This window comes from Bacillus sp. EB106-08-02-XG196 (genome assembly GCF_013396335.1).
Lineage (GTDB): Bacteria > Bacillota > Bacilli > Bacillales > Cytobacillaceae > Neobacillus.
In genome coordinates this window covers 114098-137055 of the sequence record NZ_JABWSY010000001.1, presented here as the reverse complement: position 1 = coordinate 137055, position 22958 = coordinate 114098, and the positions used below count along the sequence as shown (strand labels likewise).

19 protein-coding genes, 2 pseudogenes and 1 riboswitch are annotated in these 22958 nt (G+C 36.8%); of the genes and pseudogenes, 13 read left to right on the top strand and 8 right to left on the bottom strand.

Annotated features, from left to right (window positions below; translation table 11 throughout):
* Window positions 1-77 precede the first annotated feature (77 nt).
* Both MLOOGBEN_RS00630 and nagA read left to right on the top strand, forming a co-directional pair.
* Window positions 78-917, top strand: coding sequence for an AraC family transcriptional regulator (locus tag MLOOGBEN_RS00630; RefSeq protein ID WP_179156329.1), 840 nt, complete (start codon window positions 78-80; stop codon window positions 915-917).
* Between the two features lie 104 nt (window positions 918-1021).
* Window positions 1022-2173, top strand: a complete 1152-nt coding sequence (gene nagA, locus MLOOGBEN_RS00625; RefSeq protein ID WP_179156328.1) for an N-acetylglucosamine-6-phosphate deacetylase — start codon at window positions 1022-1024, stop codon at window positions 2171-2173.
* A gap of 136 nt (window positions 2174-2309) precedes the next feature.
* Here nagA and MLOOGBEN_RS00620 read toward each other — a convergent pair.
* The 4 genes and pseudogenes from MLOOGBEN_RS00620 to MLOOGBEN_RS00605 form a co-directional block, all read right to left on the bottom strand.
* Window positions 2310-2435, bottom strand: a pseudogene (locus MLOOGBEN_RS00620) (beta-propeller fold lactonase family protein); the annotation flags it as partial.
* A 52-nt stretch (window positions 2436-2487) separates the two neighbouring features.
* The gene (locus MLOOGBEN_RS00615) at window positions 2488-3261 is read right to left on the bottom strand and encodes a phytanoyl-CoA dioxygenase family protein (protein ID WP_179156327.1); all 774 of its coding nucleotides are present in this window, start codon (window positions 3259-3261) and stop codon (window positions 2488-2490) included.
* An 82-nt stretch (window positions 3262-3343) separates the two neighbouring features.
* Window positions 3344-4216 (bottom strand): annotated as a pseudogene (locus MLOOGBEN_RS00610) (family 4 glycosyl hydrolase); the annotation flags it as partial.
* Window positions 4217-4318: 102 nt separating this feature from the next.
* Window positions 4319-5191, bottom strand: a complete 873-nt coding sequence (locus MLOOGBEN_RS00605; protein WP_256988778.1) for an AraC family transcriptional regulator — start codon at window positions 5189-5191, stop codon at window positions 4319-4321.
* A 415-nt stretch (window positions 5192-5606) separates the two neighbouring features.
* Here MLOOGBEN_RS00605 and MLOOGBEN_RS28870 point away from each other — a divergent pair, with 415 nt between their 5' ends.
* Together MLOOGBEN_RS28870 and MLOOGBEN_RS29655 are read left to right on the top strand one after the other, a co-directional pair.
* A complete protein-coding gene (locus MLOOGBEN_RS28870) occupies window positions 5607-5870 on the top strand; it encodes a hypothetical protein (protein WP_218780981.1) in 264 nt (87 codons plus the stop codon).
* The gene (locus tag MLOOGBEN_RS29655) at window positions 5843-5980 is read left to right on the top strand and encodes a hypothetical protein (protein WP_179156326.1); all 138 of its coding nucleotides are present in this window, start codon (window positions 5843-5845) and stop codon (window positions 5978-5980) included. The genes MLOOGBEN_RS28870 and MLOOGBEN_RS29655 overlap by 28 nt, the downstream gene beginning before the upstream one ends.
* Window positions 5981-6052: 72 nt before the next feature.
* On the opposite strand, the gene metH is transcribed toward MLOOGBEN_RS29655, so the two are convergent.
* Genes metH through MLOOGBEN_RS00580 form a run of 4 tightly spaced genes read right to left on the bottom strand, consistent with a single transcriptional unit; the run spans window position 6053 to window position 13643 of the window.
* Entirely contained in the window at window positions 6053-9502 is a 3450-nt protein-coding gene (metH, locus tag MLOOGBEN_RS00595; RefSeq protein ID WP_179156325.1) for a methionine synthase, read from the bottom strand.
* Window positions 9480-11339: a bifunctional homocysteine S-methyltransferase/methylenetetrahydrofolate reductase gene (locus tag MLOOGBEN_RS00590; protein WP_179156324.1), complete on the bottom strand. Its 1860-nt coding sequence runs from the start codon at window positions 11337-11339 to the stop codon at window positions 9480-9482. The genes metH and MLOOGBEN_RS00590 overlap by 23 nt, the downstream gene beginning before the upstream one ends.
* 1 nt (window position 11340) lies before the next feature.
* Window positions 11341-12528 (bottom strand): cystathionine beta-lyase, encoded by a 1188-nt coding sequence (metC, locus tag MLOOGBEN_RS00585; RefSeq protein WP_179156323.1) that lies wholly within the window; start codon window positions 12526-12528, stop codon window positions 11341-11343.
* A complete protein-coding gene (locus tag MLOOGBEN_RS00580; RefSeq protein ID WP_179156322.1) occupies window positions 12528-13643 on the bottom strand; it encodes a methionine biosynthesis PLP-dependent protein in 1116 nt (371 codons plus the stop codon). Before MLOOGBEN_RS00580 ends, metC begins: the two co-directional genes overlap by 1 nt.
* Window positions 13644-13724: 81 nt before the next feature.
* Window positions 13725-13841: riboswitch (SAM riboswitch) on the bottom strand.
* A gap of 404 nt (window positions 13842-14245) precedes the next feature.
* Here MLOOGBEN_RS00580 and MLOOGBEN_RS00575 point away from each other — a divergent pair.
* From MLOOGBEN_RS00575 to MLOOGBEN_RS00535, 9 genes are all read left to right on the top strand, one after another.
* Window positions 14246-16195 carry a lasso peptide isopeptide bond-forming cyclase gene (locus MLOOGBEN_RS00575; RefSeq protein WP_179156321.1) on the top strand — a complete coding sequence of 650 codons (1950 nt, stop codon included), beginning with the start codon at window positions 14246-14248 and terminating at the stop codon, window positions 16193-16195.
* Window positions 16196-16199: 4 nt separating this feature from the next.
* Window positions 16200-16352 carry a paeninodin family lasso peptide gene (locus MLOOGBEN_RS00570; RefSeq protein WP_179156320.1) on the top strand — a complete coding sequence of 51 codons (153 nt, stop codon included), beginning with the start codon at window positions 16200-16202 and terminating at the stop codon, window positions 16350-16352.
* 167 nt (window positions 16353-16519) lie between these two features.
* Entirely contained in the window at window positions 16520-17464 is a 945-nt protein-coding gene (locus tag MLOOGBEN_RS00565; RefSeq protein WP_179156319.1) for a phosphoenolpyruvate carboxykinase (ATP), read from the top strand.
* Window positions 17448-17756 carry a lasso peptide biosynthesis PqqD family chaperone gene (locus tag MLOOGBEN_RS00560; protein ID WP_179156318.1) on the top strand — a complete coding sequence of 103 codons (309 nt, stop codon included), beginning with the start codon at window positions 17448-17450 and terminating at the stop codon, window positions 17754-17756. The genes MLOOGBEN_RS00565 and MLOOGBEN_RS00560 overlap by 17 nt, the downstream gene beginning before the upstream one ends.
* 42 nt (window positions 17757-17798) lie before the next feature.
* On the top strand, window positions 17799-18215 hold the full coding sequence (locus tag MLOOGBEN_RS00555; protein WP_179156845.1) for a lasso peptide biosynthesis B2 protein: 417 nt from the start codon (window positions 17799-17801) through the stop codon (window positions 18213-18215).
* A gap of 72 nt (window positions 18216-18287) precedes the next feature.
* Entirely contained in the window at window positions 18288-19427 is a 1140-nt protein-coding gene (locus MLOOGBEN_RS00550; protein ID WP_179156844.1) for a nucleotidyltransferase domain-containing protein, read from the top strand.
* Window positions 19424-21217 carry an ABC transporter ATP-binding protein gene (locus MLOOGBEN_RS00545; RefSeq protein WP_179156317.1) on the top strand — a complete coding sequence of 598 codons (1794 nt, stop codon included), beginning with the start codon at window positions 19424-19426 and terminating at the stop codon, window positions 21215-21217. The genes MLOOGBEN_RS00550 and MLOOGBEN_RS00545 overlap by 4 nt, the downstream gene beginning before the upstream one ends.
* Window positions 21218-21415: 198 nt before the next feature.
* Complete coding sequence (locus MLOOGBEN_RS00540) at window positions 21416-22144, top strand: YveK family protein (protein WP_179156316.1); 729 nt, start codon at window positions 21416-21418, stop codon at window positions 22142-22144.
* The gene (locus MLOOGBEN_RS00535; RefSeq protein ID WP_368737737.1) at window positions 22125-22787 is read left to right on the top strand and encodes a CpsD/CapB family tyrosine-protein kinase; all 663 of its coding nucleotides are present in this window, start codon (window positions 22125-22127) and stop codon (window positions 22785-22787) included. The genes MLOOGBEN_RS00540 and MLOOGBEN_RS00535 overlap by 20 nt, the downstream gene beginning before the upstream one ends.
* Window positions 22788-22958 lie beyond the last annotated feature (171 nt).

Genomic DNA, 22958 nt, shown 5'->3' with positions numbered 1-22958 from the left:
AAAATTAAGTTCTCCTCCAATTAAGCGGAAAACTTATCATTTTGTTCAAAGAAAAGATTGTTTAGGAGTTGTGAAAAATGTATGTAGAACACTTACGTTTACAGCGATCGTTTGCGTTTTGCCGTGTATGGGGGTCACATGAGGAGCATGATTTGCATGTCCATGATTGTTTAGAAATAGGGGTAGTTATTAATAATGAATTAGAATATAGGTTTAACGAACACACCTACCTCGGGAAGCCGGGAGATGTGTTTTTATGCCGTCCATTCGAGCCGCACTGGAGTTTTGCTCAGCCTGATCAACCGTTCGAATGTATTCTCCTCCTGTTCACACCGTCTGCTGTAGGTAAAATCCCTGATGGAATTCAGCTTCTTAAGCCTTTCTATACTGCACAAGGAATACAGCCCATTATCCCGTCTAACACGATTTTCGCAAGAGCAATAAGGCAGGTGGCTGTATTTGCGATGGAAGATCAAGAAAAGGAAGAAGATCTTTGGGTGACCCGTCAATATATGCATTTAATCAATATTTTACTGCAAGTAAATCAGTTTGCTAAAGAATCTCAATCTGCAGATAATTTGGAATTACCATCTTCTGGAATTGTTGAAATTGTGGGGTACATGCTTGAAAATTATCAGAAGCCTATAAATATTGAAACATTATCCTGGCAGGCAAAAATGGGGAGAACAATGTTTTTTAATGAGTTCCGCAGGTTGACTGGACTTAGTCCAAATGAATTTCTTAACTTCCTGCGCCTACAAAGCGCAATGGACCTCCTTCGTTCGACGAACAAGAGTATCATTGACCTTGCCTATGCAAGCGGATTTCAGTCCTTAAGTACCTTCAATAAACAATTTAAAAGGTATACGGGGCGATCCCCTAAAGAGTATCGCCAGATGGCATATCAAATTTCGTAGAAACTTGGTTTGTTCAATAGGCGAACTAAGTTTAGCGGGAAACATTGAAAATATATTAAATAGGAATGTTTCAAAACTATTAAAAATAAGGGGCTATCAAAATCATGAATTCTATTTTAATTCGTAATGTTCGTGTAATCTTCGATGAAGAACCAATACTTGGAAGCATACTTATTCGGAATGGGCAAATTGAATCGGTTCATACTGGCAATAGGTGTTCTGACTTTTCCGCTGATTATGAAATCAATGGAAACGGCCAGATTCTAATTCCAGGAATGATTGATGTACATATTCATGGAGCAGAAGGTTTTGACATGATGGACGGTACTGTTGGAAGTGTGGAAGCAGTTTCTAAAGCTTGCGCAAAGACAGGATGCACCTCCTTCTTAGCCACCTCAGTTTCTTCCTCCTTAGAAGATCTTCTTGAAATGATTACCAATGTAAAAGAGCTGGCTGGCAGCGAACCTGGGGCTCAAATCATTGGCATTCATATAGAAGGTCCTTATCTAAATGTAAAACGAAAAGGTATGCAAAATGAGCGGTATTTAAGGCATCCTGATTTGGAAGAAATGAAAACCATCATGCAGAAAACTGGTCCATTGCTCCGCATGGTGACGCTGGCGCCTGAATTGCCAGGCGGTCTTGAGATGATTTCTTTTTTAAAGGAACAAGGGATCATTGCTGCTATTGCCCATTCTGATGCCACTTATGATGATGCGAAACAAGCATTTAAGTGTGGTGCCAGCCATGTTACTCATTGTTTTAATGGGATGCGGCCAATTCATCACCGTGACCCGGGTTTGATTTTAGCAGCTTTTGAAGAAAGCAGTGTTAGTGTTCAAGCAATCGTGGATGATGTCCATCTTCATCCAGCCATTGTAAGGCTCTTATACAGGGAAAAGGGTCCAGATAGAATGGTGTTAATTACAGATGCCCTTCAAGCTATGGGAATGGGGGATGGAACATACTTATTCGGGGGTCATGAAGTTCGCGTAATGGATGGAGTTGCTATGTTAGACGACGGTACCCTTGCATCAAGTACGGTGACAATGAATGAAGCATTGGCAAAAACAGTTAAATTGGGAATTTCTTTAAAGGACGCAGTTAAGATGGCGACGCAGTCACCCGCAGATATACTGGGATTAGAGAAAAAAGGCCGGATTAAATCCGGTGCAGATGCTGACTTAGTTCTAATGAACGATCGTTTCGAGGTCCTGTGGACAATGGTAAAAGGGCGAATCGTCTATCAGGCCTAAGCTTTGTTAAGATGCCGTTATCGGCCTGCGTTACTGGACCATATAAAACAAAAATGGGTATCTTAAATTAGATACCCATATTTTATATTGTTCAAATAGATGTATTGTAAGGTTGAAGTATTGTAAAAACTGTCTATTATCCTAAAAACTTAACACAAACTGGATGTGGCATCGTTATATCAGATTGTATAAGAGTTAATTTTCATGTATTCTCATCTCTTGAAAATAAAACCAAATTGCTCGATTCTTGATTAGAAGCAACAAATCCGATAAGAGACATTATTGTATTCAAATGTTCCTATAATATTTGGAAATTAACCAATCGTATACTTTGGTGTCACCTTATCAAAATGAGGATTTTCACCACTAACCATTAATCCCATTCCCCAATCAAAATGTGTATCTTCTATAGGGAAATCCGATGCATCACGATATTGAAATAAAACATTTCTGCGATTTCGTCCACTCTTGTTTACATCAGAACCGTGAATCGTTAAATAATTGAAAAATAATACATCTCCAGGTTCAGCTGGACAAGGTGTTCCACTAGAAATAGGATATTCTTTGTGATTTAAGTAGTGTCGCCCAACATGCGAAAGGACACCTTGTTTGTGTGACTTAGGGATGACACGCAGACAGCCGTTTTCTTCATTACTTTCGTCTAAATGTACACTTGCGGCCAACATGCTGTGTTTTTCATGAGGAAAGTAAGGGTAATCTTGATGCATCGGAAATGCAGCACCTTTTTCAGGTGGCTTCACAAGCATTTTTGAATGATGAAGTTGTACATTTGGCCCTATTAATTTTTTTAATACAGAGACCATATTTACATGAAATAGGGCATTTAAGAAGACAGAGTCATGATAATGAACGTTATGAAATCCCTTCAATACGAGTCTTCTTATTTGTTCCTTTGGCAAATAATCACCATCCCATGCGGCATTCTCATCCCTTTTTGCTTCAGCTGCTCGTCGAATGATATTGTCTATACCACTTCGCATAGCTTCGACTTCTTGCATATTAAACACGCCTTTAACTAATAAATAACCTTCTTCTTTGTAAAATTCTACATCCTTTTTTTGAATCATCGTTTCCCATCCCCCTTATTTCATAATTGTTTAATACTTAAATCCTTTAAAAGTAACGTCCAGCATCCCCGTTTTATTCCATTTATTTCACTGCAGAAGGGCGTTCCTTCGCTTTGTCAGATTCACCAGCATTCTTATTTGCTGCTTCTCGGTTTTTAGCCATTTCTTCTACTGTTTTGACTTTGAGCCGCGCTGCACCTTTATTGTGCTTAGCTTGAATTGATTTTCCGGATTCTCATCGCTTTTTAGCATTTACGATTGCATCCTGATATTGTGGTAACCATTGTTCCTGCGCCACTAGCATCTCATCTACAAGCTGCCAAATTTCTTTCGGATTACACACTGCTCCTACTAATGGATCCATCATCATGGCTTGACGTAATAGATAATCATCTCCATGAATTGCAGCTTCCACTGCAAGGTGTTGAACTGTGATACTAGCATTACAAACTGCCGCACAGCCCAGTGGCAGCTCTCCTACATGTGGCATACTAATACCATTTCGATCAACATATCCAGGCGCCTCGATAATCAAGTAATCTGGTAGATTTGAAATAATCCCATTATTAACGACATTAAAGTGTCCTCGGTATACTCTTCCAGTTTCTAGGGCTTCAAGAATATAGGATGCGTGTTCCTCACCACGATTTTCCTCTTTATATTCACGAACAGGTTCTTTCATCCAGTTCGGAAAATCCGTCTCAAACCAATTTCTGCCTTCCGTACAAACTCTTAAATATCCCCCGGTCTCACCATTTATCCAGCTTCCAAGATCAATCCAATCGTTAATTTCTTCTGGACGTTTTCGGTACCAAGGCACATATTCACTTAAATGACCATTTGATTCAGTGCTGTAATAGCCAAAACGTCTTAGCATATCAATGCGAACCTTTTCCGTTTTACTAAATTCCGGGTGATTTTCAAATGCATGGAGAAGCTTATCTGTCATATCTTCTTTATCTTACCAAGCAATATAAGAAAGCGTTAACAATATTCTAACCTTCTCAATCTATCGATGTATAAAATACTAACGTCTACAATCTTTTCTTGACTGAAATTATTTGTTAAGCGTATTTCGATGATCACCGGGAGTCTTACCAGTGTGCTTTTTAAAGAGTGTACTAAAGTACTGACGGCTGTTTATACCAACGTATTCAGATATCTCAATGATGGGTATTTCTGTGTGAGCAAGCAGCATTTTAGCTTTTTTGATTCGCAATGAAGTTAAATATTCCATCACCGTATATCCCATTTCTGCCTTGAAAATACGATGTAGGTAAACAGGGTGTAGATTAACGACATTTGCAATATCCTTCACCTGAATTTCACAGTCATAATTCTGGTGAAGGAAAGATAGGATTTGTTTGATATATAAATTTACTTGATAAGAATTCTGATTTTCATATTCAATCGCTAATCTGCCAATTTTAATAAATAGTTGAGAAAATAGGAGTTGAATCATCAACTTATTCTCTAAACTTCTCTCGTCTAACTCAAGTACAAGACTTTTTAGTATATGGTAAATATCACTTGAATCTTTTAACACAATATAAGGATAAGCTTTTGAAAGGAACTGAGACAGCATACCATTCGTTCTGACAATTTCTTTGAAAGATGGTGAAAATCCCACATTCTCTTTGTTTGTAAAAAAAAACTCTAAATTTAACATTCTACAAGGATTTTCATTATCTACAACCAAACGATGCGCAATGTTTGAATCGAGTAAAATTAAATCTCCTTTTTTCATGGGTACTGTTTCGGTAGCGGTTTCGACAACACATTTTCCCTCAATCACATACATAATCTCGATTTCATTATGAGAATGATACGGCATTTCAAAACCCTTCCATTGTTTAAAATAATACGATATAACCTTTGGATAGTATTTATCATGCAGTAATTCACTTTTATAAAGGCTGTATTCATTCAAGCATTTTTACCTCCCCCGTACATGTAAATTTTTCTTCTAAAAACTTAAAAATATTCTCACTATTGATTGACAATGGACAGTGGGACAGGTTTCATGTCCAATGGTCTTTCAACTGACTATCTTTCAATATTCACTTTATAAAACCTTTATTCTCAATTTTAAGACCTAGTCCAAAAAACAGGTACGACGATCTTTTATTTATATCGTCATTGTAAAAAATTTATCTTCACTTTTTCTTTATTTCTTAAGGTAGGTTCTAATCTCCTAGAAAAACATAACAAATATCTTGTTTACTCCCATAGGTATTTATATAGATAACCACAAAAAATTAGAGTCTTTCTATATAGAAAGGCTCCATTGTGTTGAAAAAAGAAAATCTTTGGGTGACCAGTAAAATATACATTTAATTAATATTTTGCTGCAAGTGAATCAGTTTACTAAAGAATCTCAATCTGAAGATTATTTGGACATACCATCATCTGAAATTGTTGAAATTGTGGAGTACTTGCTTGAAAATTACCAGAAGCCGATAAAAATTGAGACATTGTCCTGGCAGGCAGAAATGGGGGGAACAATGTTTTTTAATGAGTTCCGCAGGTTGACTGGACTTAGTCCCAATAATTTCTTAAACAGCTGCGCTTACAAAGCGAAATGGACTTCCTTCGTTCGACAAACATGAGTATGATAGACCTTGCCTATGCAAGCGGATTCCAGACTTTAAGCACCTTCAACAAGCAATTTAAAACGTACAGTGTGCGACCCCCTCAAGGATATCGCCAGATGGAATAAAATGGTTTCAAAGTCATTGCGAGTAAATCACAAAAGTTAAAAAAAACCGCGGAATCAATCCGCGGACTTTATCTATCTTAAAACATTAAAGTATCTCGCCTCTGGATGGGCAAATACCATGGCTGATACGGATGCTTCTGGCTCCATCATGCAGCCTTCCGTTAATTCAATCCCAATTTCCTCTGGATGAATTAATGCAAATAGTTTCTTCTGATCCTCTAATTCCGGGCATGCTGGATAACCAAATGAGAAGCGCTGCCCCTGATATTTAGCTGTAAATCGATCCTGCATGGTGAACGTTAGCGGGTCTGGGAAACCCCAGCGGTCGCGCATTTGACGATGAATCAACTCTGCAAAGCCTTCTGCTGATTCAAGTGCTAAAGCTTGTAGGGCATGACTCTCAAGGAAACGGCCTTCAGCCTTTAACTGGTCTGCCTTTTCACGGATTCCTCTTCCCGCAGTTACCGTAAAGAAACCAACATAATCTTTCGCTCCGCTGTCTACAGACTTTACAAAGTCTGCTAAACATAAATGAGGTGCAGATTCCTGACGGGGAAAATCAAATGTTTCAATAACAGTATTAGGCTCTTCTGGATCATAAATAAATATCTTATTCCCATCAGACTGAGCAGGGAAGAATTGATAGACAGCAGCTGGTAAAATCCAATTACCTTGTTTAGCATCTGCTAATAATCCATCAACTACTTCTTTTACTTTTACAGCTTTTTCATTCTTTTCAGCAAGTAAATTTGCAATTTTTCCTTTTACCCCTAGGTGGTGTCCAATTAACATTTGCATATTAATATAAGGCTCAATATGGGATAGTGAATAAGTTTTTAAGATATGTTTCTTAGTATCCATCGGTGTAAAAACCGGTACTTCAGTCGAAACAGATGGTCTTGTTTTAACTGCGGTGGATACAGCTGAACGAATAGGAAAATCGCGCGGAAGTTCAATCGCGGCTAGTTTTTCCCTTTTTTCAGCAATCAGTTTTTCGTGCTCTTCTGGCGATTGAAGCTGATTTGCGAGTGATAATCCAGTCATAGCATCCTTGGCATAAAGAACAAGTCCATCATACTCTTTTGCAATTTTGGTATCGGTGAACTTTCTAGAAAGGGCAGCTCCTCCTACCATGATTGGAGTTGAAATTCCAGCTTCTTTCATATCCTGTGCTGTTAACACCATTTGCTGTGCAGATTTCACCAGCAAGCCAGATAATCCAACGATGTCCGGTTTTTCTTTTTGAATCACTTGAACCAATTCTGTAGGTGATACTTTAATCCCTAAATCATGAACATCATATCCGTTGTTACTAAGAATAATGTCAACTAAGTTTTTCCCAATATCATGTACATCGCCTTTTACAGTTGCTAAGATGACTTTTCCTTTGGAAGAAGAAACATCACCCTTTTCCATATAAGGTTCTAAATAAGAGACAGATGCCTTCATAACTTCAGCACTTTGGAGAACTTCGGCAACAATCAGCTGATTGTCGTTAAACAATCTTCCTACTTCTTTCATGCCCTCCATTAATGGTCCATTAATGATATCAAGCGGAGCAGGGTACTTTTCAATTGCTAAAGCCAAATCAGGCAAAAGACCTTCCTTCGTACCTTCGATCACGTAGTAAGAGAGTCGTTCTTCCAAACTCATATTTGGTACGGTACTCTTTGTCTCTTTCTTCTTGCCTCGATAAAATTCAGTAAAGGTAGCTAAGGTTTCATCTGTCGTGTTAAATAAAAGGGCTTCTGCTAATGTGACTTCTTCCTTTGAGATGGAAGCGAACCTCTCTAGTTTCTCAGTATTTACAATCGCATAGTCAAGCCCTGCTAATGTACAGTGGTATAAAAACACCGAGTTTAATATTTCTCTGCCAACAGGCGGAAGACCAAAGGATACATTGCTAATCCCAAGAATGGTTTGTGTCTTAGGTAGATGTTCTTTAATTAGCTTAATACCTTCCACCGTTGCTTTTGCAGATCCAATATACTGTTCATCACCTGTACCAACAGGAAAAACAAGTGGGTCAAATATTAGATCCTGGGGCTTTAAACCATACTTATTGACGAGAATGTCATGAGATCGCTTGGCTATTTCCAATTTCTTTTCAGCTGTAACACCCATACCTTTTTCATCAATCGTACCAACGACGACAGCAGCACCGTATTTATGGATTAATGGAACAACTGCCTCAAATCTTTCCTCGCCATCCTCAAGATTAATGGAATTAATAATCGCTTTTCCTTGTGAATACTTGAGTGCTTGTTCGATTACTTTTTCATCTGTGGAATCAATAACAAGCGGAACTTTTATTTTCTTCACTACTTCTGGAATGAAAGTCTCCATGTCAATTGCCTCATCACGATCGGGGTCAGCAAGACAAATATCTATGACATGTGCACCGCCTTTAACCTGGGCACGAGCAATTTCCGCTGCTTCTTCAATCTTACCTTCAATGATGAGTCGTTTAAATTTACGAGAACCAATGACATTCGTACGTTCTCCGACCATTATCGGGCGCAGTGTCGGATCATCGTAAACGAATGGTTCAATCCCTGATACCATATGGAAATCAGAGGACTGTGCCTCCCGCGGTGAATACTTTTTCATCTCTTCTGAAATGGCACGGATATGATTTGGTGTAGTACCACAGCAGCCGCCAACAATATTTAACCAGCCATGGGCTGCAAAGTCAGCAAGCTTCTTTGCTAACGTTTCAGGTGTTTCGTGATAATGTCCTTCTTCATCAGGCAGCCCAGCATTTGGATAACAAATAATCGCTGATGTAGCAAGATTGGAAAGGGAACGGACATGCTCCTGCATAAATTCCGGACCTGTCGCACAATTTAATCCCACTGCCACAGGTTTCATATGTTCCAACGAAATATAAAAGGATTCGATGGACTGTCCTGCCAGGGTTGTACCCATCGGCTCAATCGTACCGGAAACGATTAAGGGAAGAACCTTGCCTGTTTTATCAAATGCATTTTTTATTCCAATAAAGCCAGCTTTTACATTCAGCATATCCTGACTTGTTTCAAGCAGCAGGAGGTCAACACCACCGTCAATCAGCCCAATTGCCTGCTCCTCATAAGAAGTAGCAAGTGCTTCAAAGGTTGTTCCACCTGTGACGCTTAGCGTTTTTGTTGTCGGTCCCATTGAACCGGCAACATACCGCGGCCACTCAGCTGTTGAAATTTTCTCAACTTCCTTTTTGGCAATTTGACCGGCAATTTTATTTAATTCATAAGCCTTAAAGCCTAGATTGTAGTCATCAAGAACAATGCTTGTAGCGCCGAAGCTGTTCGTTTCAATGATATCAGCACCAGCCTCCAAGTATTCACGATGAATTTTCGCGATTGTCTCAGGTGCTGTAACATTCAGATATTCATTACAGCCCTCATATTGCTCGCCACCAAAGTCCTCTGCTGATAAATTTGCCTCTTGGATCATGGTACCCATGGCACCGTCCATTACAAGAATCCGTTTTTGTAGTTGTTCACTTAATGGAGCTTTCAACATAGTTGTTCCCCCTTACTTGACTTGCACGCTGTTTGGCATAGATGGCTAATTCTGTTGTTAGTTCATACCGTAAAAATGGTGTGATTAAATAAATCCCATTGAATAAATCTAGTGCTGTGTCAATTAACGATTTCGTTATTTCAATTCCTTCACGTGCTGCTAGAAGCGGTTGATCATTTAATGCCGACATCCTGTCACGAATAGATTGGGAGATTTTAATTCCTGGTACTTCATTATGAAGGAACTCCGCGTTTCTGCTGCCTGTTAGAGGCATCAGCCCAATATAAATAGGTGCTTTAAGGTCTTTGGTATGCTCATATACTTCAATCAATTTTTCCTCAGAGAAGACAGGTTGTGAAATGAAATAATCTGCGCCATATTCAATCTTTTTCTCCAGGCGTTTTACGGCCTTTTCTACTGAACGAACATTTGGATTAAAGGCACCGGCAATGCTAAAAGCTGTTTTTTGCCCTAGGTCTTTTCCCGAAAAGGATAAGCCTTCGTTCAATTGTTTAATCATTTGTATTAACTCAAATGAAGAAACATCATAGACGGACGATGCGCCAGGGAAGTCGCCAACTCTCGCAGGATCACCTGTAATCGCCAATACATCATTCATTCCAAGTGTATGGAGTCCCATTAAATGAGATTGGAGGCCGATAATGTTTCTATCTCTACAGGAAATATGGATAAGCGGTCGCATTCCTAGTTCTTTTTTTACAAGATAACCAAGTGATTCATTCGATATCCGGACCTGTGCGAGCGAATTATCTGCAAGAGTAATGGCATCAATACCTGCGTCTTTTAATGCCTTAGCCCCTTCAAAGAATTTGGTTGTATCTAGTTTTCTAGGAGGATCTAATTCTACGATTACCGATGGCTTTTCCTTGACTAATTCCTCTAGTGGCTGGAAATCTCGTTTTGGAGCATTACTTTCAACGACAACCCTTTGTTTAAATTTTACGACCTTTTCCGTAACCGGTTCACTATTTTTCAATTCTAATGCGAATGCCCGGATATGCTCAGGTGTTGTTCCACAGCAGCCTCCTAGTAAACGAACACCTTCATTTCGGAAAGCTTTGGCGGATTTCCTAAAATAATCGGCATCGCCTTCATAGTGAAATTTCCCGTCCGTATAAGCTGGCAGACTTGCATTTGGATAGACTGATAGAAATGCATGTGCAGGAAGTTCAATCTGTTCTAAGCTTTTAAGCATATGATGTGGACCAAGCCGGCAATTTAAGCCAATTACATCCGCACCAAGGTTTTCAAGACTCGTAAGCGCCTCATTAATGGGCGTTCGGTCTTGTAAGATACCTGGTTCCTGAAGGGAGACCTGAGCGATGATAGGCAGATTCGTCTCTTTCCTTGCAATTGAGAGAACAGTACGAAGTTCCTCCAGGTCATAAAACGTTTCTAATAACAGCCCATCGACCCCTTCTAACAATAAGCAATATAATTGTTCACGGAAACTTCTTCTTAATTCTTCAATGGTAACGGTATTGCTCTTAATCCCGCGATTGCCGCCAATCGTTCCTAGAACATATGCATTCTTTTGGGCAGCCTTTTTGGCATTTTCGACAGCGGCAGCATTGATTTCTTTAACAGAATCCTCAAGACCGTATCTTTGTAATTTTAAGTAATTGGCTGCATACGTGTTTGTTTGAATCACGTCAGCACCAGCATCAATATAGGCTTTATGGATTTCCTGTATCTTTTCTGAATGTGATAGGTTTAGTTCTTCAAGACAACTATCCTTTCCAAAAGAGTAGAGGAGAGTACCCATGGCACCATCAGCAATTAGTATTTGCTTCTCTAATTTTTCTAATAGACTCATATTATCGGCCTCTTTTTACAGTCAGTTGTTGTTCATTTACCACTTGAAGGGCCTGTGAAAAATCCTTTATTAAATCATCTGGATTCTCTAAACCAACAGAAAGGCGGAGGAGACTATTTTTGATTCCACGCTTTTCTCTCTCTGCTTGAGGCATTGCTGCATGTGACATTTTAGCAGGGTAGGATAGAATTGATTCTACCGCGCCAAGACTCACTGCAAATACAGGTAATTTTACATTTGAGACAAAGGTCCTAAGAGCTTCTTCATTATGGAGTTCGAATGATAATACAGCGCCAGCTCCGGCTGCTTGGTGTTGTTGCAATTCATGCTGCGGATGATTTTTAAGAGCTGGGTAATATACTTTTTCAATAAGAGGATGTTCCTCTAGGAACTCAGCAATTTTCAGAGCAGATTTTTGAGATTGTTCTAGTCTGACATGAAGGGTTTTTAATCCCCTAAGTACAAGCCATGCATCTTGTACCCCAAGTACAGCACCAAAGGAATTCTGTAAGGAGTACAGTCTCTTTCCTAACGCTTCATCTTTAACAACTGCGAGACCTGCTACCACATCACTATGACCGGATAAAAACTTAGTTGCGCTATGAAGAACTACATCCGCTCCAAGCTCTAAAGGTCTTTGGTACTCGGGAGTCAAAAAAGTGTTATCTACATAAGTAATGGCGTTAATTTCTTTAGCCAAATCACTAATTGCTTTAATATTCGTAACCTTTAATGTAGGGTTAGACGGTGTTTCAACATAGAATGCTTTGGTGTTAGGCTTTATTGCCGCCCTTACTTGATGAAGGTCTGTCATATCAACAAATGTATGTTGTACTCCGAAACGAGTCAGTACCTCCGTGACCATCCGATATGTGCCGCCATACACATCCTCCGTAATAACGATATGATCCCCGGAAGAAAGGAGGAGGAAGGCTGTAGAAATAGCTGCCATTCCCGACGAAAAAGCAAAGCCTCTTGTTCCACCCTCTAATTCAGCGATTACATCCTCAAGTGCTTCTCTTGTGGGGTTTGCACTTCTAGCGTAATCGTATTTCCCGAAACTTTCGATATCAAACTGATGGAAGGTTGAAGCATGCTGGATGGGCACACTTACTGCTCCTGTGTTTGGATCGACTTTATGCTGATTATGAAGGAGCTTTGTTTCAAAACGATATTCTTCCGAACTCATTATCCCATCACTCCTTCTTTTAATTTAGCTAATGCCTGTTCAAGATCTTGAATGATATCAGTTGGATCTTCTAGTCCTACAGAGAATCTTAATAGTCGATTACAAACACCTGACTGAATTCGAATTTCTTCTGGAATATCAGCATGGGTTTGCGTGGCAGGGTAGGTAATAAAGCTTTCTGTCCCGCCAAGGCTTTCTGCAAACGTAATCAGTGAAAGCTCTTGCAGGAATGGGTTAATACAGGACTCATCCTGTAAGCGGAAGGAAACCATTCCACCTCTTCCTGGGTAAAGGACATCTGTTACGCCTTCATGCGCAGAAAGGTATTCCACTATTGATTTCGCATTGCTTTCATGCCGCTGCATACGAAGAGATAAAGTTTTCATTCCGCGCATCACCAGCCAGGAATCAAAAGGGCTAAGTACGCCACCCGCTCCGTTATGATGAAACGCCAGCGCCTCACAAATTTCTTTCCCCTTAGCAACAATAAGACCAGCAAGGACATCATTATGACCGCCTAAGTATTTTGTAGCGCTATGAATAACAATATCCGCTCCAAGCTCGATAGGCTGCTGGAGAAGGGGGGTATAGAAGGTATTATCCACAATTAGAATAATTCCGTGTTTCTTTGCAATTTTTGAGACAGCACTGATATCAGACTGCTGCATAAGTGGATTGGTCGGGGTTTCAAGGAAAATCGCCTTGGTTTGTGGAGTAATCCTGCTTTCAATTTCTTCTGGACTGCAAGTATTAACATATTGAGTCTGGAGTCCCCATTTTTTAAATCCCTGTTCTAATAAACGATACGTTCCTCCATATAAATCCTCACTGACAATCCACTCGTCACCAGACTGAAAGAGGGAAAGAATCGTAAAAATTGCTGCCATACCCGAACTGCAGGCAAATCCTTGATCTGCCCCTTCTAGGTCAGCTATCGCCTTTTCAAGGAGCTGCCGAGTAGGATTTCCTGTCCTTGAGTAATCATATCCTGTTGATTGTCCAATGCCCTCGTGACGGTAAGCTGTTGAAAAGTAAACAGGAGGATTTACGGTGCCTGTCACCTTATCACTTCGATTTCCAATTTGAGCTAACTTCGTGTCAATTTTATACGTCATTTCCCTTATCCTCCTTTATAAAAACAAAAAAAGCCTTCTATAAGAAGAAGACTTTTGGATGCACGGTCGCATAGGTCATTCTCCTTATCTCACAAGTTAACAAATAACTCGTAGGACTTAGCACCTTTTCAATGAAATAAGACATTGAAGGTTGCTGAGGCGTCATAGGGCCATTCCCTCTACCTCTCTTGATAAGAACATAAATATTTAGATTATTTATAAAATTTACTACAGTTTTTCGGGTGTGTCAATTCCTTTTTCATTGTTCCTTTAAACCATTAAAATATTGTCAAAAAATTCTCTTAAATAAAACGTATTTATTATTCAAAAAATAGTTGACTCTTAAATTGGGAAGATTTATGATAGGAATATAAAAATGTTCTCTATTAAGAACTGATGGAAGTGAAAATAAAGATATCGATGTTATTATTATTCACTATATCAACATTAATGATATGTTTGCAAAGTAATGGATTTCTTTTAAGAATCCTTTAATTAACTATGCTGTTGTTGTTCATTTTAAAGAACTGAATTCTGTATTAAATCCTAAGTTTATATCCTTTTAAAATCAAACGTAGATGTAGAAATGGCAGGAGGAAAAGATGAGCGCTATTGCTGGTATATATCATTTTAACGATGAACCTATTAATCTCGAACATGGCAGGAGAATGATGAAGGATTTAGAAAAATTTCCAGCCGATGATGTTCAAACCTGGCATAGCGACAAAGTGTTTCTTGGATGCCATGCCCAATGGATCACACCTGAATCTATAGGTGAAAAACTTCCCTACTATGATCATGAAAGGAAATTAGCTATTACCGCTGATGCGATTATTGATAATCGGGATGAATTATATGAGAGATTACAAGTTGATAAAAGAAAAAGAAAAGAAATCACGGATAGTGAACTCATCTTGCTTTCTTATCATAAATGGGGAGAGGAATCTCCGAAATATCTAATAGGTGATTTTGCCTTTATGATATGGGACGAGATAAAGCAACAGGTCTTTGGTGCAAGAGATCCTTCCGGTTACAGGACACTTTACTATTTCAAAAATCATTCACGATTCACCTTTTGTACAACTATAGAACCTTTGTTAACCTTGTCTTATATTGAAAAGCAATTAAATGAAAATTATATAGCTGAATTTTTAGCGATTACTGGGATGATTGATACAGTTGATGCTCGTATGACTCCTTTTAAAAATATTGAACAGGTACCTCCATTTCATTCAATTTCAATTGTCGGAGGAAAGATTCATCTGAATCAGTATAGTACCTTTACCCCAAAAGGAAAATTAAAATTAAGGTCAAATGAAGAATATGTTGAGGCATTTCAAGAGGTTTTTCAGGAGGCTGTTAACTGTAGGTTAAGAACATTTAGAGAAATTGGTTCTCAATTAAGTGGGGGGTTAGATTCGGGTGCTGTCGTAGGGTTTGCAGCAAAAGAATTAAGAAAGGAAAATAAGACGTTACATACTTTCAGTTATTTTCCGCCTAAAGACTTCGTCGATTTCACTCATAAAAAAATTATTACTGACGAGCGACCATATATTAAGAAAACTGTTGAATATGTAGGTGGGATATCTGACCATTATTATGATTTTGAAGGGAGAAGTTCTTATACTGAAATCGATGACTTTATTGAAGTAATGGAAATGCCGTACAAATTTGCAGAAAACTCTTTCTGGTTAAGGGGAATTTTTGATAAGGCACACGAAAAAGGTGTTGGAATACTTCTAAATGGTGATAAAGGGAATTCGACTATTTCTTGGGGTTCGGCACTAAATTATTATGCAATTCTATTAAAAAGGTTTAAGTGGATACAACTTCTTCAAGAATTACACAAATATAGTATGAAAACTGGAGGAGCCAGATATCGATTACTCCCTTATATTATTAGAAATGGATTTCCATTTATTAATCAAATGGGTGTTAAGGATAGAGAACTAGAACTTCCGATGCTGATAAACCCAGAGTTCGCAGAGAGAACCCACGTATATTCAAAGTTGCGAGAATTTGGAATTGATAATTCTGGATGGTTAGTTTCTCAAAATAGCTATGAACAAAGAAGGATCGTATTTGATAAACTTTCCACTTGGAACTCTGGTAATACATTAAACGCCAAACTGTCATTGAGACATAAATTATGGAAACGCGATCCTACAAATGATATTCGTGTGGTGCGTTTTTGCTTCTCAGTGCCAGAAGACCAATTTGTTCAAAATGGGTTAGACCGGGCTCTCATTAGAAGATCAACAGAAGGTATATTACCAGACGAGATCAGGTTAAATCAACAGGTTAGAGGTATACAGGCTGCCGATTGGCTTCATCGAATGATTCCAAATTGGAATATGTTCATTGAAGAAGTAAAAGAACTTATTAATGAATCATATGTAATGAATTTTTTTAATGGAGAGGTATTAATGGCAGCCTTATCAAAAAGTGAAAAGGGACTAAGACCAGAATGTATGTCCGATCCGGACTATAGAACATTATTAAGAGCCGTCATCGTATTTCGTTTAGTAAAAAAATACTTTGAAAGGGGGTGATTAAATGAAAAGAGAATGGCAAAAACCAGTACTAGAAATGTTAGATGTAAAAATGACAATGCACAATGTTGCTGGAACCAAATATGATGATACCTGGGCCGAAGGCGAGCCAATCCCTGTTGATTCACAGGGTAACCATTTAGATTCTAAAAGCTAATAGAGAAATATTAGAATTATTTTTTAGATAGGTATAATTTTTTCTTATCTATTTGAAATTTTAAGATTAAATCTAGATGGTATTAGTTTGACATACATAAAAGGCCCTTATATAAAGTACTGATATAAGGGCTTTTTATATAATCGGGATTCATTGGAGTGAATATGATGGTGCAAATTGCTAGTGATTTTATCTATAAGGCTTTTGGATTTTCAGTGAGAAGTAAGATCCATTTCCCCGAGTTATTGAAAGTAGTAAGCGATAAGGAATCTACAGATATAGAGATTAATTTTAAAGACCTATCAAATTTATGGTTGGAATTGTCTGATTCCGGAAACAGATTTGTCATGAATGAACGTTTAGTAATGTTTAAGGTTCCGGATATTGCTATTTTTCTTATAGAAGAAGGATGCCGAATTTCCGTAAGCCCCTTAAATGAATATAAAGAAGATGTAATAAGGCTATATTTATTAGGTAGCTGCATGGGGGCAATCTTGATGCAAAGAGGTATACTTCCTTTGCATGGTAGCGCAATTGCTATAAATGGAAAAGCTTATGCTATTGTTGGTAATTCTGGTGCTGGGAAGTCTACTTTAGCATCAGCATTTCTTCGTAAAGGATATAAATTGCTAACAGATGATGTAATAGGTGTTTACTTTACTAAGGAAAATGTACCAATGATCATTCCAGCCTATCCACAACAGAAACTTTGGCAGGAAAGCTTAGATGAATTTGGAATAGACAGTCGAGAATATAAATCTGTTTATCAAAGAGAAACTAAATTTGCAATTCCTATTAAAGACCAATTCTCATCAGTACCATTACAACTAGCTGGTTTATTTGAATTAACATTTACCGAAAATGAAGAAATAGAGCTTAAACAACTTAAAGGTCTTTCGCGATTACAGACGTTATTAATCCATACGTACAGGAATATACTTATCCCAAACCTAGGGCTAACCAATTGGCATTTTACAAATTCAACAAAAATTATTAATCAGATAAATATGTACCAAATACGGAGACCAGGAAACAGATTTACAGCTAATGAGCTGGTTTCACAAATATTAGATTGTATAAACAAGGAGAATGAAAATGTTAAATACAAATAAGCTTTATACCGAAACGATAATCGTACAAAGTCCGGGAAATATTATAAGTGATATGGATGGAGAAACTGTAATGATGAGTATTGATAATGGAAAATACTACAATTTAGGTGTAATCGGTGGTTATATTTGGGGAAATATTGGAACGCCTATTACTATTAAAACATTAGTTTCTAAATTATCTAACGAGTTTAATGTAGAAGATAGTCAATGTAAGAAAGATGTAATCCACTTTCTAGAGCAGTTATTAAATGAAAAAATAATTATGATTGAAAAAGGTCTGAAGGATTCGTGAAAAGTGAAAAAAATATGGTTATTTTTTACTTCAGATGTAAAAATGAGAAATTTATTAATAGAAGCCTATATTTTATTAGCATGGGCACGCATGTTAAAAACCTTCCCTTTTAGTAAGGTTTCCCCTTTTCTTGGCTCTCGAATGAGTGAAACATCTTTTGAAATTGCTCCCGTAAATATTAAAATCGTTAAACAAATATCCCATGCTATCCATATTATGAGTAAATATACATTTTGGGAAAGCAAATGCTTAATAAAGGCAATGGCCTGTATGAAAATGTTAGAACGACGGCAAATTGATAGTACCCTTTATTTAGGGACAGCCAAAGACGAGAACGGACAAATGATTGCTCATGCTTGGCTAAGAAGTGGTCCTCTTTATTTGACTGGTGCTGAGGAAATGAAGCAATTTGTAGTTGTAGGTAAATTTGCAAAAAAAAGTCGAGGTATTAATAAATAAGGAGTAATTACAGTGAAAAAATTCAGTCTCGACGTACGGGATATTCCTAAAGAATTAATTCTTATAGTTGAAATGTTAAAGAGTGATGATAATGGTTATGTTCAAAAATATTTAAAAGATGAACACAATAAGGTAGATTGGAAATTGTTTTTGGATTTAACATTGCATCATAGGGTTTATCCATTATTAGCTTCTATTCTTAAAGAATATAATGATAATTTAATTCCTCATTCTGTTGTTCAAACCGTTAATGGATTCTATAAGAGGAATATTTTCAAAATGCTGCAATTAAGTGGCGAAATGGAACAATTCGCGAAAGTATTTAATGCTAATGGTATTAAAGCCATCTTTTTAAAAGGACCATTTCTAGGTAATGAAGTCTATGGGGACGTTTCATTAAGGACATGTGGAGATTTAGATTTACTTATTCCTATTGAAGATTTAGATAATATGCATAAAATCCTAGAAATCCATGGTTTTATAAAAGATGATTACATAATGAGTGTATTGGAAGATTGGAAATGGAGACATCATCATGTAACTTATTTTCATCCCTCAAAAAATATTAAGCTAGAAATACATTGGAGACTAAATCCAGGACCTGGAAAGGAACCAAGATTTTCAGAATTATGGGAGCGTAAGAGAAAAAGCATATCTACTAACAGTTCAATTTACTTGCTGGGCAGGGAGGATTTATTTTTATTTCTGGTTTCTCATGGTGCAAGACACGGATGGTCTCGTCTTCGTTGGTTAATAGACATTCAGAGGATGATTGGACAGGAAATAGATTGGAAAAAAGTTCATTCCCTTACGAAAGAATACAACAATTTCAATCTTGTTGGACAAAGTATTCTCCTTTCTTCAAACCTTTTAAATGTTAATATAACTAAAGAAATGCAGAGGTATATTACGAGCAATCGATCTAGGTTAACGGCTCAAGCTGCAGTATTTTATTTGGAAAAAATGGTGAATTTGCATAATGACACTTTACCAAAAGAGGTTTCACTATATCATGGCCGCCACTTATTTTCGATAATGTCTTTTCAGCAAAAGGTATTATTTTTACTGAGTTCTTTATATCCCTTTCATATTGATACAGTAACATTACCATTACCAAAAAAACTCCATTTTTTATATTTTATACTAAGACCTTTTTTATGCATATGGAGAAAGGCAATAAAGCAAGAATTATCCTTGGAGGATCCGAAATGAAAGAGATAATGCATTTTGTAAAACTTATCCATTCCTTTTCAGGGAAAATACTATATTTTAACCTTTCCGCAATGATAGTAATTAGTCTATTTGAAGGTATTGGTATTTTTTTGCTATTACCCTTAATTCACTTAACGAAAATTGTAGATTTGAATATAAATGATAGTTATTTAGAACAGTTTTCCTTCATTTTTCAAGGTATTCCACAAACAACCGCTTTATCAATAATCTTAGGTGTATTCGTATTACTAATGGTAGGACAAAGTTTTTTTCAAAGGCAGCAAACTATATTGAACGTAAAAATTCAACAAGGCTTTGCTCGTTATATAAGAGAAGAGACGTATAAATTAATCTTATTGGCAAATTGGGGTTTCTTTTTAAAAAGTCGAAAATCAGACCTCATTAACTCAATGATTTCGGAAACTGGTCGTGTTAGTGGAGGTATAAGTGTTTTTTTTAGTTTTATTGCTTCCCTCATTTTTACACTTATTCAAATTGGGATTGCTTGTTTTTTCTCAATAAAAGTGACCATATTTGTTACTGCATTTGGACTATTATTGGTATTTTTCTCGAGAAGATTTATCAAACAGACTAGTAAATTAGGAAAAGATAATATTGAGTTGGGACAAACATATATGGCAGGAATTACTGATTCTTTCAATGGTATAAAAGATATAAAAAGTAACAACTTAGAGGAACACCACATTTCGTGGTTCAAAGAACTAAATGGAAAAATGGTTAGGAACTCAATAAAAGCAGTGGATTTAAAAACAAAATCAAACTTCATTTATAGAGTAGTATCATCATTATTAATTGGAATTTTTATCTTTATTACAATAAAAATGTTCGAAGGGCAGTCTGCTTCTTTGTTTCTAATACTTATTATATTTTCTAGAATATGGCCAAGAATAACGGGAATTCAATCAAATTTAGAACAGTTAGGTTTAGCATTACCTTCATTTAAGAAACTCCTAGACCTACAGAATCAATGTATTGAGGAACGAGAGTTAAATGAAAGAATGATGCATAACGTAAATCCAATCATGATAAAACAAGGTCTAGAATGTAAAGATGTATATTTTAAATATAATAAAACAGAGCAATATGCATTACAAAAAATTAACTTGCTATTTCCCGCTAATCGAATGACAGCCATAGTCGGTCGCTCTGGTGCTGGAAAAAGCACATTAATAGATTTATTAATGGGGCTTAATCAGCCTGAAAAAGGTAAAGTTTTTATTGATGGGAAAAACTTAACAAGTAAAAATTTACTTGCATTAAGGCGTTCAATCAGTTATGTACCCCAAGATCCATTCTTGTTTAATACTACAATTCGTGAAAATTTGTTAATTATAGATGAAAGTGCAAAAGATGAGCACATCTGGGAGGCACTTGAATTTGCAGCGGCTGCAGACTTTGTTAAAAGGCTCCCCTATGGTCTTGATACTATGATAGGTGATAGAGGTATAAAACTCTCAGGAGGAGAACGGCAAAGACTAGTCCTTGCCAGAGCTATATTACGTAAGCCATCGATTCTTGTTTTAGATGAGGCAACTAGTGCTTTGGATACAGAAAACGAGACTAAAATCCAAAATGCACTTGAAAACTTAAAGGGATCAATGACAATTATAATAATCGCACATCGATTATCAACAATTCGTAACGCAGATCAAGTAATAGTATTAGATAACGGTGAAATTATTCAACAAGGACAGTTTAGTGAACTAGCAAGTGAGAAACATGGAATGTTTAGTAGGTTGTTAAAAAAGCAATTAGAAGTTAGTGTTTAAATGAGTTATTATCACCTTTTTTATAATTATATAGTATGTTTAATTTTTATTGACTTGTTCTTAATAAAGAACTAAAATTATGTTATAGAGATGAACTTTGGTAAAAATATAATAATCCTTTTAAAGAAGTTATTTTTTTTATCAAATTAGTTCTTTATTTAGAACGAAAAAAATCAAGTCTTAAAAAAAGGTGATTTAATGAATAACTTTAATCAAATTAGTGAGAACAAAAGAAAAGCCAAAGAAATTAATTTACTTGAATTATTCACAGTTCTTAAGAGAAGGTTTTGGTTGATTGTAGTAATTACAATTATAGCTACTATAGCAGGAATAATTATTAACAATTCAGCATCTTTTCCGCTCTATCAATCTTCTTCTAGAATTATCATTGGTGCTGATGAAGAGTCAAGAAAGACACTTCAGGTTATCGTAAGAGACTCCTCAATTTTAGATTTAGTTATTGAGGAATTAAATTTAAGTAAATCCGCAGAGGAATTAGCTGGTCAAATAAGTGTGCAAAGTGTAGATGGGTCACAAGTGGTAAGCATTAGTGTAGTAGATACTGATCCTGTCCAAGCAGCTGTTATAGCAGACACCACGGCAAAAGTATTTCAATCAGAGGTACCTAAAATAGTTGGTGAAGACTATATACGCTCATTATCAAAGGCGAAAATTAACCCGGCGCCTATTAACCCAAAAACGAATAATAAGATTATCATAGCAATTATTGGAGGAATAGTAGCGGGGGTTGGTTTAGCATTTTTATTAGAAACTTTGGACGATAGAATTCGTTCAGAAAAAGAGATAGAAAGAATGCTTGGTGTCCAAGTACTTGGAAAAGTTTCAAAAATGAATAAAAGAAATATTAGAAAGAGGAAAAAGGTCCAATCTGATTTGGAACAGAGAGGTGAGCCAGTTGGTTATTAATAAAAGAAAAAAATCAAATGCAAAGAAAAGATATCTAATAGCCTCTTCCAATCCAGATTCGATTATATCTGAACAATTTCGTATGATCCAAACAAATATAAAATTTTCTATGGCTGAAGAGAAAAGTCGAATTTTCTTAGTTACATCACCAAGTGATGGAGAAGGAAAGTCAACCACTGCTGCTAACCTAGCTATCACTATTGCACAAAGAAATGAAAAGGTTCTATTAATTGATGCTAATTTAAGGAATCCTTCTTTACACTCATTTTTTAAAACGCAAAACTCTGATGGACTGACAGATATATTAAACGGAAGAATTTCATTTTATGATGTTATCATTCATACGGAAATGGGTAGATTGGACCTAATACCTAGTGGCCAAATTTCGAATAATCCGGTTGAATTATTAAGTTCACAAATGATGAACGATCTTCTAAAGATGGCTTTAAGATCGTATGAAGTAGTTATAATTGATTCCAATGCTATCTTGGATGTAACAGATACAAAGCTTTTAGCAAAGCAATGTGATGGGGTTGTATTGGTCGTTCAAAACGGTAAAACAACGTTTGAAAAAGCTACTGAGGCTAAAAAGGTATTGGAATTTGCAAAAGCAAAACTAGTTGGAGTTGTAATAAACCAATAACTAAAATTTTTTAAAACTGTTGTTCTCTATTGAGAAAAAGATATTGTTATTTCGAAAGATTCAGGTGATGTCTCCTCTCCGTTATCAATGGAGGCACTCGGTCATGCTGTGGGTCAAAGGACCTTAGACGCTAGTCGTCGATAGTGTGGTGTGAGGATGGGTTAGATGCCC